General features: G+C 39.5%; 11 protein-coding genes. 7 read left to right on the top strand and 4 right to left on the bottom strand.

Annotation, left to right across the window (positions count from 1 at the left end; all coding sequences use genetic code 11):
• Window positions 1-26 precede the first annotated feature (26 nt).
• The 6 genes from nusA (at window position 27) to DES39_RS10275 (ending at window position 9,237) form a co-directional block, all read left to right on the top strand.
• Entirely contained in the window at window positions 27-1,502 is a 1,476-nt protein-coding gene (nusA, locus tag DES39_RS10300) for a transcription termination factor NusA (RefSeq protein WP_121145838.1), read from the top strand.
• 29 nt (window positions 1,503-1,531) lie between these two features.
• Window positions 1,532-4,195 (top strand): translation initiation factor IF-2, encoded by a 2,664-nt coding sequence (gene infB / locus DES39_RS10295; RefSeq protein WP_121145836.1) that lies wholly within the window; start codon window positions 1,532-1,534, stop codon window positions 4,193-4,195.
• Window positions 4,196-4,289: 94 nt separating this feature from the next.
• Window positions 4,290-4,667 carry a 30S ribosome-binding factor RbfA gene (gene rbfA / locus DES39_RS10290; protein ID WP_121145834.1) on the top strand — a complete coding sequence of 126 codons (378 nt, stop codon included), beginning with the start codon at window positions 4,290-4,292 and terminating at the stop codon, window positions 4,665-4,667.
• A 278-nt stretch (window positions 4,668-4,945) separates the two neighbouring features.
• Complete coding sequence (locus DES39_RS10285) at window positions 4,946-7,309, top strand: autotransporter outer membrane beta-barrel domain-containing protein (protein ID WP_121145833.1); 2,364 nt, start codon at window positions 4,946-4,948, stop codon at window positions 7,307-7,309.
• A gap of 143 nt (window positions 7,310-7,452) precedes the next feature.
• Window positions 7,453-8,361, top strand: a complete 909-nt coding sequence (gene truB, locus DES39_RS10280) for a tRNA pseudouridine(55) synthase TruB (protein WP_121145831.1) — start codon at window positions 7,453-7,455, stop codon at window positions 8,359-8,361.
• A 3-nt stretch (window positions 8,362-8,364) separates the two neighbouring features.
• Window positions 8,365-9,237: an EamA family transporter gene (locus tag DES39_RS10275; RefSeq protein WP_121145829.1), complete on the top strand. Its 873-nt coding sequence runs from the start codon at window positions 8,365-8,367 to the stop codon at window positions 9,235-9,237.
• Window positions 9,238-9,273: 36 nt separating this feature from the next.
• Here the strand turns inward: DES39_RS10275 and gstA are convergent, their stop codons facing one another.
• Complete coding sequence (gene gstA / locus DES39_RS10270) at window positions 9,274-9,870, bottom strand: glutathione transferase GstA (protein ID WP_121145827.1); 597 nt, start codon at window positions 9,868-9,870, stop codon at window positions 9,274-9,276.
• 218 nt (window positions 9,871-10,088) lie between these two features.
• Between gstA and DES39_RS10265 the strand changes: the two genes are divergently transcribed.
• Window positions 10,089-10,931 (top strand): aldo/keto reductase, encoded by an 843-nt coding sequence (locus tag DES39_RS10265; RefSeq protein ID WP_121145824.1) that lies wholly within the window; start codon window positions 10,089-10,091, stop codon window positions 10,929-10,931.
• A 75-nt stretch (window positions 10,932-11,006) separates the two neighbouring features.
• On the opposite strand, the gene DES39_RS10260 is transcribed toward DES39_RS10265, so the two are convergent.
• The 3 genes from DES39_RS10260 to nrdB form a co-directional block, all read right to left on the bottom strand.
• Window positions 11,007-11,930 (bottom strand): AEC family transporter, encoded by a 924-nt coding sequence (locus tag DES39_RS10260; RefSeq protein ID WP_121145822.1) that lies wholly within the window; start codon window positions 11,928-11,930, stop codon window positions 11,007-11,009.
• 93 nt (window positions 11,931-12,023) lie between these two features.
• Window positions 12,024-14,705, bottom strand: a complete 2,682-nt coding sequence (gene glnD / locus DES39_RS10255) for a bifunctional uridylyltransferase/uridylyl-removing protein GlnD (protein WP_211324694.1) — start codon at window positions 14,703-14,705, stop codon at window positions 12,024-12,026.
• Between the two features lie 258 nt (window positions 14,706-14,963).
• Window positions 14,964-16,094, bottom strand: a complete 1,131-nt coding sequence (gene nrdB, locus DES39_RS10250; RefSeq protein ID WP_121145818.1) for a class Ia ribonucleoside-diphosphate reductase subunit beta — start codon at window positions 16,092-16,094, stop codon at window positions 14,964-14,966.
• Window positions 16,095-16,172: the final 78 nt, after the last annotated feature.

The raw sequence follows: 16,172 nt of genomic DNA, 5'->3' as shown, positions 1-16,172 counted from the left end.
TAAAAAGAGATGAGTAGGTAACATAGATGAATAAAGAAATTTTAGCGGTTGTTGAAGCAGTGTCTAATGAAAAAGCGTTATCAAGAGAAAAAATCTTTGAAGCGTTAGAGTCCGCACTAGCAACAGCAACAAAGAAAAAGCGAAACGGACAGGATATTGATGTTGTTGTTAAGATTGATCATAAAACCGGTGATTATGATACATTTCGTCGTTGGTTAGTGGTAAATGAAGTGACTCAACCATTTCGCGAAATTACCCTAGATGCTGCTCAGTATGACGAGCCAACTACAAAATTAGGTGATTACGTACAAGAGCAAATCGAATCGATAGGGTTTGACCGAATTACCACACAAACCGCTAAGCAAGTTATTGTACAAAAAGTACGTGAAGCAGAGCGCGCTATGGTAATTGATATGTTTCGTCATCGTTTGGGCGAAATTGTTACTGGGATTGTTAAAAAGACTAACCGTGACAGCGTGATTCTAGATTTAGGTAGTAATGCGGATGCGATGATGGCCCGAGATGATATGCTGCCACGTGAAAATTTCCGTATTGGTGATCGTGTTCGCGGTATTTTATATATTGTGGAAAATGAGAATAAACCAGCACAACTTTATGTCAGTCGTTCAAATCCAAAAATGATGGAAGAGCTATTTCGTATTGAGGTGCCTGAAATCGCTGAGGAGATGATCGACATTAAAGGTGTTGCGCGCGATCCGGGTTCACGTGCAAAAATAGCCGTTAAGAGTAATGATCGTCGTATTGATCCTGTTGGGGCTTGTGTTGGGATGCGCGGTGCACGTGTTCAGGCAGTATCGAATGAATTTGGTGGCGAAAGAATTGATATCGTTTTATGGGATGAGCATCCGGCGCAATACGTAATTAACGCGATGGCGCCAGCAGATGTCGTTTCGATCGTTGTTGATGAAGATAAGCAGACAATGGATATTGCTGTGCATCAAGATAACTTGCCACAAGCGATCGGACGTAATGGTCAAAATATCCGTTTGGCTTCTCAGCTAACGGGCTGGACGTTAAATGTGATGACCACGGATGAGCTGCAAGAAAAACATCATGCGGAATCATTCTCTGCTATTAAAAACTTTATGAAGCACCTTGATATAGAAGAAGAATTGGCGACATTATTAGTCGAGGAAGGCTTTACTAGCCTAGATCAAATTGCTTATGTGCCACTTGATGAATTATTAGAAATTGAAGCGCTTGATGAAGAGCTAGTTGAAGCTCTACGAAGTAGAGCTAAAAATGCACTAACGACACTCGCATTAGCAAATAACAGCAAACAACCTGCTGATGATTTGTTAGCTCTGCAAGGAATGACACAAGAGCTTGCTTATAAATTAGCTGCGAATGGTGTTATTACACTCGAAGATTTAGCTGAGCAAGGAACGGATGACTTAGCTGATATTGAAGGGTTAACAAATGAACAAGCCGGTGAGTTGATTATGAAAGCTCGTAATATTTGTTGGTTTGCAAATGAATAATTAAACGTAACAGGAAGGGACAGTAACACATGACCAAAGTATCAATAGAAACCCTGGCACAAGAGATTAAAACTCCAGTAGACACCCTGTTGCAGCAGTTTGCTGATGCCGGTATCAAAAAAAGTGCATCGGATACAGTTAGTCAAAGTGAGAAAGAGGCACTACTTGCACATTTAAATCCGCAAAAAGGCCCCACTAAATTGACGTTACAGCGTAAAACCCACTCAACAATCAATGTTCCAAGTTCGGGTGGTAAAAGTAAAGAAGTAAAAATTGAGGTGCGAAAAAAACGTACTTTTGTCAAACAAGATCCTGCTGCTATTGCCGCTGAACAGGAAAAATCCCGTTTAGAAGCTGAACAAAAAGCGGTTGAAGAAAAAGCTCGCTTAGACGCTGAAGCAAAAGCAAAACACGAGGCTGAAGCGCAAAAACGTAAAGAGAAAGAGCAAGAAGAAAAACTTAAGCAAGCTGCGATTGCTAAAGCAAATGCTGAAAAAGAAGCGACGTTAGATCCCAAAGCAAAAAAAGCAGCTGAAGACAAAGCTCGCTTAGAAGCTGAGGCTAATGAGATCAAACGTAAAGCTGAAGAAGAAAACCGTCGAAAACTTGAAGAAGAAGCAAAACGTATGGCAGAAGAAGCGAGGAAACTTGCAGAGCAATATAACACCGAGACTAAAACGCCAGAACGAGGTCCTGAAGATGAAGATTATCATTTAACGACTTCTGTTTATGCAAGAGCCGCTGAAGATGATAATGATCGAGAAGTGGAAAGTGGCCGAGCTCGAGGTCGTAGTAGCAAAGTGACTAAACAGAAAAAAGGTAGCAAACTTTCAGAAAGTAAAGCTGAACGCGAAGAGGCCAGAGCAATCACGCGCAGTGGTCACAAAAAGAAAGGTAAGAGTACGATTCAGCAAGGATTTAACAAACCTGTTCAAGCGGTTAATCGCGATGTTCTTATCGGTGAGACTATCACCGTTGCTGAACTGGCTAATAAGATGGCAGTAAAAGGTTCAGAAGTTATTAAAACAATGATGAAAATGGGGGCTATGGCAACCATTAATCAAGTGATTGACCAAGAAACTGCACAACTTGTGGCTGAAGAAATGGGGCATAAAGTGATGTTACGTCGTGAAAATGAGTTAGAAGAATCACTCATGAGCGATCGTGATACAGGGGCTGAAAAAGTTTCTCGAGCACCGGTTGTGACCATTATGGGTCATGTTGACCATGGTAAAACCTCGTTACTTGACTACATTCGTAAAGCGAAGGTAGCTTCAGGAGAAGCTGGGGGAATTACTCAGCACATTGGTGCTTATCATGTGAAAACAGCCAATGGTGATATTACCTTTTTAGATACACCAGGCCATGCGGCATTTACATCAATGCGTGCACGAGGGGCGAAGGCAACTGATATCGTGGTACTTGTTGTAGCAGCGGATGATGGGGTGATGCCACAGACAATTGAAGCAATACAACATGCTAAAGCGGCGAATGTGCCAATCGTAGTTGCTGTGAATAAAATTGATAAACCAGAAGCCGATCCTGATCGCGTTAAAGGTGAATTAGCTCAATATGGCGTTATGTCTGAAGATTGGGGCGGTGATGCGCAATTTGTTCATGTTTCTGCAAAAGCAGGCACAGGCATTGATCAATTGCTTGAAGCCATTCTATTACAAGCTGAAGTATTAGAGTTAAGAGAAATTGAAACCGGTATGGCAAGTGGCGTGGTGATTGAGTCGTTCTTAGACAAAGGCCGAGGTCCTGTTGCAACCGTTCTTGTGCAATCAGGCTCGCTACATAAAGGCGATATCGTGCTTTGTGGTTTTGAGTATGGACGTATTCGTGCAATGCGTAATGAGCTTGGTAAAGAAGTTCTGGTTGCAGGTCCATCAATGCCAGTTGAAATCTTAGGTTTATCCGGTGTACCTTCCGCTGGTGATGAAGCAACTGTTGTTCGCGATGAGAAAAAAGCGCGTGAAGTTGCGCTCTATCGTCAAGGCAAATTCCGTGATGTCAAACTGGCACGTCAGCAAAAAGCAAAACTAGAGAATATGTTTACTAATATGACCGACGGTGATGTTTCTGAGCTTAATATTGTGCTTAAAGCTGATGTACAAGGTTCTGTTGAAGCGATCTGCGATGCTTTAATTAAGTTATCAACGGATGAAGTTAAAGTCAAAATTATCGGTTCTGGTGTCGGTGGAATTACCGAAACGGATGCTTCGTTAGCCGCTGCATCTAACGCGATAATTTTAGGTTTCAACGTTCGTGCTGATGCCTCTGCGCGTAAAGTGATTGAGTCTGAAAATCTTGACTTACGTTATTACTCTGTTATTTATGACTTAATTGATGAAGTTAAACAGGCGATGAGCGGTATGCTTGCTCCTGAATATAAACAAGAAATTATTGGTCTTGCTGAAGTGCGCGATGTGTTTAAATCACCAAAATTTGGTGCAATTGCTGGCTGTATGGTAACTGAAGGTGTGGTTAAACGTCATAATCGTATTCGTGTATTACGTGATAATGTTGTTATCTATGAAGGTGAACTTGAATCATTACGCCGCTTTAAAGATGATATGAACGAAGTCCGTAATGGTATGGAGTGTGGTATTGGGGTTCGTAACTATAATGATGTACGTGTCGGTGATATGATCGAAGTATTTGAAACGATTGAAATTAAACGTACTATATAAACAATAGATCGATTGTCAATGATTAGCCTCTGCTTTATGAACGAGATGTATTGTGGTTATGGCAGGGGCTATTGTGCAAAAGAGAGGATTTAATATGGCAAAATCATTTAGTCGTCCACAACGGGTCGGTCATGAATTGCAAAAAGAAATTGCAATTATCTTGCAAAGAGAGATTAAAGATCCGCGTTTAGGTATGGTAACAGTTTCAGATGTTGAGCTATCGAGAGACTTATCTTATGCCAAAATCTTTGTCACATTTCTTAATGATAAAGATCCTGATGTTGTCAATCAAGGGCTGAAAATATTAAACGACGCAACAGGGTATATTCGTTCATTAGTTGGTAAGGCGATGCAATTAAGAATTATTCCTGAACTAAAATTTGTTTATGATGAGTCGTTGGTTGAAGGCATGCGTATGTCTAATTTGGTTAGCGAAGTGATCAATAACGACGAACGCCGACATAAAGACTAATAATTTGATTTCAGCTATAACCTGATTATTTCATTCAGGTTATTTTTTTATTAGTTGTTTATTGGCATAAATTCAATAAGCATGATACATACTACTCTTATCCTGGCACTGCTGTATTTATGGTCAAACACCATTTCTCATGTACCTTATCTTTTATCACTCTGAATCGCATAGAGAATAGTTATATAAAAATTGAGATTTGTATTAACAATTTCAAACAAAAAAAGTATATTAGTTAAAAATTTATTAATAACAATAATTCATAGGAATAGAAAACAATGAAGATTGACCTTTACTATAAAGTTTTGTCTTTAGCAGTGCTATCTGCCTTATATGCCAATAACAGCTACGCACTGACGACATTAACTGATACTAACTTTCCAGCCTCAACGGTTGCAGCGACCAGTGATAATATTACGATCAATACCACCACGAATGGCGCGCTAACACCACAGATTAATACTACAACTGGCGATGGTTTATCTGTCAGCAATAGTCAGCAGATGATAGTAAATAGTAGCAATATCTTTGGTATCACCTCAAATGCGGCGGGTAATTACAACTCTTTTTATGGTATTCGCGTTATTGGTGGAGGGGTATTTACGGCTAATAGTGATATCGATATTAAATTTAATGCTGGTAGTGGGGTGTATATTGCTAGCCAAGGTAATGCTATCTTCAATAATAAGCTTAATATCGAATCCTCCGGCTTATCATCAATTGGGATTCGCGGATACAGTTCATCAGTTGAGGGCTCAAATAGCGAGTTTAAAGATGAAGTAACGATTGTTGCAAACGGTGGGAGTAGCTATGGTATTTTTTCTCAGGTTGCTAATAACCCTGATCAAAATGCACCATCGATGACATTTGATAAAAACGTTTCAATCACCATGAATGCACCAAATAGTATCGGCGTAATTGCAACGGGTACACTACTGAATAATCCTGGTTTAATTTATTTTAAAGATGGCTTGGATATTAATATGGCTAGTGGTGTTGGATTGGTCTCAGAACTTGATAATCATACGATTAAGGCTGATGGTGATATTCGAGTTGTTGCCAATAACGCCAATAGTAGCGTCATTGAAGCAACCGCCGGAACGGTTGAACTCAATGGACAAGCCTATCTAGAAGGTGATTCTTACGCTGTAGACACTGGTAAAATTAATTTAAATTTATCGAAGTCTTCGCAAGTGATAGGTAATATCTACGCTCAGCAATCAGGTCTGATTAATATGAACTTATCAGGTAATTCAACGATGGCAGGTGATATTGAGGCATCGGATGAGGGGGTGATGAATTTAAATTTATCGGGTAATGCAAAGGTAACTGGCAAAATGGATAACTATGCTAATCCAAATAATTCTGCTGGCGTATCAGCGGGCAAAATCGCGGTTAATTTTGCTGATGGCAGTAGCTGGACAATGACCGATAGCTCGAGCATTAACTCATTAGCCGGTCAAGGTAACATCATCTTTGATAACTACACGACAGGCATGTTATTGTCCATTACTGATGCCAATGGGGCGACCGGTAATCACACGGTTGAAGTCGTTGATTCTGGTAATAATGCTGGTGATGCGGCCAATGGTGCCACCATTATTACAACAAAAGGTGGAAGCGCAACGTTCAGTATGCCAAATCTAGCTAATATTGGTGCCTACCAATATGGGATTACGCAAGCGGGCAATGATTGGCAATTAGAACGGAAAGAGTCATTTTCGTTAACAACCAATAATGCGATCAATGGATTACGGGCCGGTTATTTGATGAATTACAATGAAAACCAAAGTTTATTACAACGTATGGGCGAGTTACGTCAATCGGCATCAGAGGGTGATTTGTGGGTTAAACTACTTGCGGGCAAAAATAAAGTGGATGGTAATAGCCAACTTTCCGGTTTTGACCAAAAATTTTATGGTATGCAAGTGGGTGCTGATCGTAAGTATATCCTTAATGAAAACGCTAATGCCTATCTCGGTTTAGCATTTGGTTATACTCACAGTGATCAAAACTACGAACGTGGTGATGGTAATATCGATTCTTACTACATTAATGCGTACGGAACGTATACAAATGTGAATGGTTTCTATGTTGATAACGTGTTCAAATTGGGCCGACAAAAACAAGACTTTAGCTTACAAGATAACCAAAATAATTCCGTGTATGGCGATACCAATAGTACTGTGGTTGGGTTAAGCTCTGAATTAGGTTATAAATATTATTTCTTAGAACAACAAAAAACCGGTTGGTTCACCGAACCATCAGCACAATTATCTTATAGCCGAGTTGCTAGTGATTCATTTACGGCGAGTAATGGCCAGCACATTAGTTTTGATAGTTATTCGTCGATGTTAGGTAAGGTTGGTGTGATGGTTGGTTATGATTTCTCTCAAGCAGAAAACCCCGCCAATCTTTATGTTAAAACCAATTATTTTCACGAGTTTGATGGTGATTTAGACGGCAAAATTAATGATGAAAGCATTAAAACTGATTTAGGTAGCAATTGGTGGAGTTATGGCGTCGGTTTTAATATGCAAATTGAAAATTTACATAATGTCTATTTTGATATTGAGCAGTCTCGCGGGGCTGATTTTAAACAGTTATGGAAATTGAATGTCGGTTACCGTTACACTTGGTAATTCATCTAACTTGAGGCTGATGTGTTGTAGGTATGATAAACCCCATATTGTTGGGGTTTATTTTTTAATAAAGATTTGAAAAAAAAATATTTTAAGGTATAACAGTTCACAATTTACGGATGATATTTAGGTTAATTTAGATAATGGCAAGAAAACGCAAAGGCCGTGATATTAATGGCGTATTACTTCTCGATAAACCAACCGGTATGACATCGAATGATGTATTACAAAAAGTAAAACGCATCTTTACCGCGCAAAAGGCTGGACATACGGGAGCTCTGGATCCGCTTGCAACAGGTATGTTGCCGATCTGTTTTGGCGAATCAACCAAATTTTCACAATATCTGCTCGATTCGGATAAACGCTATCGTGTGATTGCGCGCTTAGGTCAGCGCACCGATACGTCCGATTCTGATGGTCAAGTTATTGCGCAAAAACCGGTTCATCTCAACTTATCTGATATTGAACCGATGCTTGAGCAGTTTCGCGGAGATATTTTACAAGTACCGACCATGTTTTCTGCTTTAAAACATCAAGGGCGCCCGCTCTATGAATATGCCAGACAAGGTATTACCATTGAACGAGAAGCGCGTCCGATCACCATTTATGAAAATCGTTTAATTGATTTACGTCAGGATGAGCTTGAACTGGAAATACACTGTTCAAAAGGCACTTATATTCGAACCATTATTGATGATTTAGGCGAACTCTTAGGCTGTGGGGCGCATATTATTTATCTGCGTCGGCTGCAGGTATCGCAGTATCCAAGTGATAAAATGCTGTCACTTGCGTTTATTCAAGAGCACGCCGATGACTTAGTGTTACTTGATTCGCTATTATTACCGGTAGATAGTCCAGTGCAAGATTACTCTCAATTGGTACTGTCTGAGCAGCAGGGGCAAGATATTTTGTTAGGTCGAACGATACGCATTGAGCAATTTAGTGAGTGCGAGCAGCTTGTTAGATTATATCGTCAAGATCAATTTATTGGCTGTGGTGAATGGCTGGCAAATCAAATCTCACCAAAACGATTAATACAAACGGAACAATAAGTTATGCTAAAACGTTTTTGGCCTATTGTGATTATTCTCATTTCAATGGCTTCAGTGCAAGGTAGCTCATCACTCGCCAAGCATCTTTTCCCTATTCTTGGCCCTGCTGGTATGACGGCTTGGCGTTTAGTGTTTTCCTCTATCATGCTAGTGCTCATTTTCAAGCCTTGGCGTAAAGCGGTATCTAAGCAAGCCTGGAAATACATTATCTTATATGGTTTAGCGCTCGGCTGTATGAATTTTTGTTTTTATGCTGCGATATCGCGTATTCCAATTGGTATTGCTGTTGCGATTGAATTGACCGGGCCAATTATGGTTGCTATGTGCGCCGCGCGTAAATTAATTGATTTTATTTGGCTTGCGATAGCAATTACCGGATTAATTATGTTATTACCTATTCATCAGGCCAATGCCGATTTAGACTTTGTCGGTATTTTTTTAGCACTTGGCGCTGGTGCATGTTGGGCAATGTATATTGTCTTTGGGCGTAAGGCGGGTCAATTACATGGTTCATCGAGTGTGGCGATTGGCTCTGTGATGGTATCTATCGTGATTTTCCCGATAGGTTTGTGGCAAAGTGGTGATGTGATGTTCTCATTAGATGTGTTACCGCTTGCACTGCTGGTCGCACTACTGGCATCGGCCATTCCCTACGCGTTAGATATGATCGCGCTACCCAAAGTACCGGCTTTAACATTTAGTACTTTAATGAGTTTATCGCCGGTATTGGGTGCATTATCCGGATTGATGTTTTTAGGTGAAACGTTATCTGGCTACCAATGGTTCTCTATTATGCTAATTATTCTCTCTTCGATCGGCACGGTGCTTTCTATTGCCCACAAGCCTAAGATTAAATCGATTGGCGAGAAGACTTAAATAAACAGGGCTGATTCAGCCCTGTTGTTAGTCGACTTATAACCCTTCTTGAGTTAATGCTTTTTTCACTGCTGGTAAGGCTTCGATGCGCTGCATAAAAAGGTCAATATTTGGATAGGCTGGTAAGTTTGGAATAATCTTGCGCCAGCGTAATACGACGTATAGGTAAGCATCGGCAATAGTGAAATGCTCTGATGCAATGAACTGACGATGTTTAAGCTCGGCATCAAGGGACTCATATTTATGCTCTAATGAGGCAATTGCAGCGTCTTTTTCTGCTTGAATTTGCGAGCGGAAAAGGGGACCATACGCTTTATGAAGTTCGGTGGCGACATAGCTAAGCCATGATAAGGTTTGATAGCGTTCAATATGACCAATTGGTGCGAGTAAATTTGCTGCCGGCACTTTATCGGCAATATACTGCGCAATCGCAATGTTTTCAGTCAAAATCGTGCCATCTTCCAATTCGAGTGACGGGACTTGTCCTTTCGGTGAAATCTCAAGGAAATTACGATTATGTTCCGTTTTTTTAGTTTTAAGATCGACTTTTTCCAGTGTAAATGGCAGGCCTGACATACCAAGTAAAATATGCTGGGTTAATGAACATGCGCCGGGGCTATAGTAAAGTTTCATCGTGTTACTCCTTATTGTCTGTCAATGTTTCATAATCTCGCTTTTGGTCATAAAAAACAAGTGTTTTATCTTGGTTGTTTGATGATAAATGTATGGTTATCAATTAAGGAAAGGGAGGGGACTATTAACCGCTAACGCAGCGCTATATTTATAAAGGATTGCGTGTATACTGATAGCCTTTAGATTAAGATATTAGTTCATATCATTAGGAGATTGCCATGTCATTATCACTATCATCAATGATCACTTTGAATGAAGATGTGTCACTACCTATACTGGGTTTTGGCACCTACAAAATTATTGATTTAGCTGAGATGAATCAGGCTGTTAATCAAGCCTTACACGTTGGATACCGCGCTTTTGATACTGCGCAACTATATAAAAATGAGCAGCAATTGGGTGTGGCATTGCAAAATAGTGGTTATCAGCGACAGGATTATTTTGTTACTTCGAAAGTGCATAATCTCAATCAAGGCTATGATGAAACACTCAAGGCGTTTGATCAGGTACTTGCGGACTTACAGATGGATTATGTCGATCTATTTTTAGTTCACTGGCCACTGAGCAATACGTTTTTTGAAACATGGCAAGCACTGGAAATCATTTATACGCAAAAACGCGCTAAGGCGATTGGCGTTTGCAACTTTAATATTTCACATCTTGAGCTTCTAGCTACGCAAGCGAAGATTAAACCGATGATCAACCAGATTGAGCTGCATCCTTATTTTACTCAAGAGAAGTTAGTGCAATATTTACGACAAGAGCAGATTGCGATTGAAGCTTGGTCACCGTTGGCACAAGGTAAAGTCAATGAAGATACATTATTAATTAGCCTTGGCGAAAAATACCACAAATCCGCTAGCCAAATCACCCTACGCTGGCATATGCAAAAAGGGTATATCGCCATACCAAAATCAAGTAATGCCAGCCGTATTGCTGATAATGCCAATATTTTTGATTTTGTGTTAAGTGATGAGGAAGTCGTAGCTATTGATAAACTTAATCAAGATAGGCGCCTTGGACCTAATCCTAATGATGTTTATAAAAAGAACGGTTTTTAATTTAGGTCATCGTAAAATGGTGTTGAGCTAGCATAGTACTGCTCGTCGTTAAATGACTATGCTAGTTTGCTGAATTTAAGCGGGAATCGGCGCGTTGACTAACCATAATACCATTGGCAGTGTTACTAAACTGAGTAATGTACTAATAAAGGTTGCACTCGAAACCAGTTCGGGTTTGGTATTAAATTGCACTGACATCAGCGTGGTATTTGCGGCAGTAGGCATTGCGGCAAGTACAATGAGTATTTGCTTATACATCGCATCGATTGGCATAAAATGCACTAATACCATTGCAACGAAAGGTGAAATGACCATTCTCACCAGTAAGGCGACTGAGATTTTGCTATACTCAAGTTGTGCCACTTTTAATGTTGCTAATTGCATGCCTAAAATAATCATAATTACCACGATTGAGGCATCACCAATCATCGATATCGATGTTAAGATTGAAGCGCTAAGCGGAATCTGGCAGAGCTGAAAGGCAATGCCTAGCAACGCGCCATAGGCAACAGGCATACGGATCACTTTCATCATGATCGCTTTCTGGCTGGCTTTACCGCTATTGCCACCGCCTTTAACCGCATAGTAAATACCTACCGTACTCATCAAAAATTGCTGTAAAATCATTGTAATAACAGCAAGATCAAAGCCTAATGAACCAAAAAAAACTAAAATGACCGGTGTACCATAATTACCATTATTCATAAAGCATGAGCTGAGAATCATGGCACAGCGCTCTTTGGTATTGTACTTGCAGAGCCATGACCAAATCGAAATGATCGCCACTAAAATAAAGCACAGCGAGAAGATATAGATAATATAGTACAGATAGTCAATGGTTAAGTGGTGCAGATAAAAGGTTTTAAACGCCAAAAAAGGCGATAAAACGTACAGCGACATCTTTGATAAATTAGCGATATCAAATTTGAGTGCTTTTTGGGCAATGAACCCGACAATAAAAATACAAAATACCGGGAATAAAATAATAAAAAATTGCATATTGGTATCGCGACGATTAAGTGATTGCTATTGTATATAATAACAATCAAGATTAATCAATCATTGTTTTCACGTGATGTAAATCATCGCCATTTAATCGTTTGATCGTGACAAGTCCATTTTATCGATAGCTTGAATCACCGCATCGCGTAGTTTATGGCAGATACGATCATCAAGCGCCTGATTATTTTTATTGGTCAGCACAAACAGATCTTCAACATGTTCACCGATAGTGGCAATTTTAGCACTACGTAAAGAGAGATCTTGATTAGCAAAGACCTCACCAACACAGGCCAGTAAGCCGGGCCGATCTAAAGCGATTAATTCCATATACGTTTTACGATCACTTAATGTGGATAAAAAATTCACTTGCGTCGGCACTGAAAAATGACGAATTTTTGATGATGGCTGCTTGATTTTAGCGCGTTGATAATGACTTTGCTTTAATGCTTTAGCGAGCCCTTGCTTAATGTCGTGGTGGCGATCTTCGGCGATCAGCCGACCACTAGGTTCAAGAACAATAAAGGTATCTAACGCAAACTCTTTTTTATTGGTAATAATCAGGGCATCATGAATATTTAAATTGCGTTTACTCAGCTCGTTACTGACGGTTGCAAACAAGTAAGGTCTATCGGGTGAATAGATACAAATTTCGGTACCACCGTGAAATGGCGCTGCATTAATCAATACTAATGGTTGAGATAAGTCGTGTTCGAGCAAATGTTTAGCATGCCAGACAAGCTGATCGGCTAAATAACGTAAAAAGTAATCGAAGCGGTAATCTTGCCAAAACTGTAAAACACGCTTTTCAAGGTAGCCTTGTGTAATGAGTTGCTGCAATGCCTCCTTTTTATGTTCTCTGGCAATGCTGCGCTGCTCAGGGATTTGATGAATGCCTAAATCAAATGAACGTTTGGTTTGAAAGTACAGTTCACGCATCAGGCTCTGTTTCCAGCTATTCCACAAGGTCTCATTAGTCGCACAAACATCAGCAACGGTTAAGCACAATAGGTATTGTAAGCGTTTTTTGCTTTTGACGTGTCCGGCAAATTCACGAATAACCGCAGGATCTTGTAAATCTCTGCTTTGAGCGGTGACTGACATCAGTAAATGATAGCGAACTAACCAGCAGATAAGATCGGTGTCATTTTTATCAATGTGATGTAATTGGCAAAAACTTTCGACTAGCTCTGCGCCTAATTCTGAGTGATCACCGGGTTTGCCTTTGGCGATATCGTGATACAGCGCAGTAATAATTAATAGATCAGGTTTACTGAGTTTACCATACACCCGCGAACTATTAGGATGTTTCTTTTTGCCCACTTCAGTGGATAAGTCGGCAATCTCTAATAATAATCGAATGGTGTGTTCATCCACCGTATAGGCATGGAACAGATCAAATTGCATCATCCCAACAATCCGTTTCCAACCCGGAATATAAATACTTAAAATACCAAAGCGATGCATTGGTAATAAAGCTTTTTGTATGGCATCTTTGTGCTGAATTATGGATAAAAAACATTCGCGTGCTTGTGGGTACTCACACAATAATCCGTTCAATTTACGCCGCGCTGAACGTAATTGGCGAATGGTATCAGAGTAGATACCAATAATCTGAGGATTAAGCAACATAGTATGAAATAGCTGCAAAATCATCGTTGGATCATCATTAAATAAACGCTTATCTTTAACATCAATTAACTTATCTCTAACTTGAAAGTGCTCATTAATATCATAAGGCCGATTTTGCGGATTGATGGTTAAAATTGACTCTTCAAATAGCTGTAATAGCATTTGATTAAGCTCGGTAATATTATGTACAACGCGATAATAATCGCGCATCATTTTTTCAACCGGAGCATTACGTTCACCTTGATAACCGAGTAAATGTGCAATACTTAATTGACGGTCAAATAGCAGTCGATTATCACTGCGCGTAATCACCGAGTGTAAGGCAAAGCGCATTTTCCATAAGAATCGCCGGCAATTTTTGATTTCTTCAATTTCTTCTGCAGTGAGATAATTGAATTGAGCTATTTCTTTAACGGATATACCGCCAAAATGTCGAAGTGCGATCCATTGAATTATTTGTATATCGCGTAGTCCGCCCGGACTATTTTTGATATCCGGTTCAAGGTTATAACTCGTACTATGATATTGTCGGTGGCGTTGTTGTTGTTCTGCCACTTTGGCGCGATAAAATGCTTGTGATGGCCAAATGTTATCTGCAAATATATGTTTTTGTAGCTCAGTGAGTAATGCTTGGCTACCGATAATTAGGCGCGACTCAAGCAAATTTGTCATCGTGGTAATGTCTGATTTGGCTTCTTGTAGGCAAGTTGCCAGTGATCTGACACTTTGACCAATATCGAGATGTAAATCCCATAGTAAGCGAACTAACGTGCTGACTTGGTTTTCAATGATGGCCGCTAAAGGCTTATCGCTCAAAATAAGAATATCAATATCGGATAAAGGGTGTAGTTCCCCCCGACCATAGCCACCAACCGCAATAAGGGCGATGCTATTTTTGTTTAGATAAGGCACCAATTCTTGCGGCGCAAGGTAAAACTGCCATAAACGGCTCAGTAGCTGATCGATAAATTTCGAACGGGTGAAAATCAATGTTTCAATATCTAAACCTGCTTTAAATTGCGCTATCGACCAATCATAGAATAGATCTAATTGCGTTTTCAATGCATTAAGACTCAGCTGCTCATTTGTCCATTCGAGTGGAGTATAAGGCAGAATAATCTCAGGATCAGTATTTGGATTCATGTCAACTTTTCTTATGGCTAGATGATGCATCATCGTTACTGTAAAATGTAACAATGTCAATAATCAACGTGACAGATTGGATAAAAAAAAGGACTAATTGAATTTAGTCCAAATAAAGTATAAAAATGAAACAGGTATAGCGTTGAAAAAAGACAGGTGTTACTATCTAAACCGTATATAACTTATCACTTAATACTCGGTAAGACAATGTAATTTAATAAAATTGGGCTTAATAGTTATAAAAAGCCCTATTTTGATTTACAACTCAAAGTCAATTAAGTCGCTTTCATTGATTTCTGAATCAATTTGGCCAACTAAGTACGAGCTCATTTCGGCTTCTTGTGGCGCAACTTGGACATTGTCCGAGACTAGCCAGTTATTGATCCACGGAATTGGATTTGATTTAGTTTGGAATGGTAAAGTTAAACCAACGGCTTGCATACGAATATTGGTAATATATTCAATATATTGGCATAAGATATCTTTATTTAAACCAATCATTGAACCACCTGAAAATAGGTACTCAGCCCACTCTTTTTCTTGATTAGCGGCTTTTAAGAATAGCGCGTAAGATTCATCCTCACACTCTTTGGCAATTTGCTGCATTTCGGGGTCATCTTCACCACTACGTAAGGTGTTTATCATAAATTGCGTACCAGTCAAATGTAGTGCTTCATCACGAGCAATAAGCTTAATAATTTTGGCATTACCTTCCATCAGTTCACGTTCAGCAAACGCGAATGAGCAGGCAAAGCTCACATAAAATCGGATTGCTTCAAGCGCATTGACGCTCATTAAGCAAAGGTAGAGCTTTTTCTTTAATGTGCGAGAATCAATTTTAATATTTTTACCATTGATACTATGTTTACCTTCACCAAGTAAGTTGTAATAACTTGAATATTCGATTAAATCATCATAGTAGCCCGCAATGTCGGTAGCGCGTTTTTTAATCTCTTCATTGGTCACAATATCATCAAAAACAATGGCTGGGTCGTTGACAATGTTACGGATAATATGAGTGTAAGAGCGTGAATGGATCGTTTCTGAAAATGACCAAGTTTCGACCCATGTTTCTAGCTCTGGAATCGAGATAAGCGGTAATAACGCGATATTTGGGCTTCTGCCTTGAATCGAATCTAATAAAGTTTGATATTTTAAATTACTAATAAAAATGTGTTTTTCATGATCGGGTAAGGCGGCGTAGTCAATACGATCTTGCGAAATATCGACTTCTTCAGGGCGCCAGAAAAATGACAGTTGTTTTTCAATCAGTTTTTCAAATGTTTCGTATTTTTGTTGATCATAGCGAGCAACATTAACGGGCTGACCTAAAAACATGGGTTCTTTGAGCTGATCATTATGTATTTGAGAGAAAATGGTATAACTCATTATGAGATCCTCAATGGTTAAAAAGTATTGCTTTAACTGCTAGATTTCCTTTCATTGATGCAAGGAAAATGGGTGAAG

This window comes from Orbus hercynius (assembly GCF_003634275.1).
GTDB classification, from domain to species: domain Bacteria; phylum Pseudomonadota; class Gammaproteobacteria; order Enterobacterales; family Orbaceae; genus Orbus; species Orbus hercynius.
This window is presented reverse-complemented; position numbering and strand designations above follow the sequence as displayed.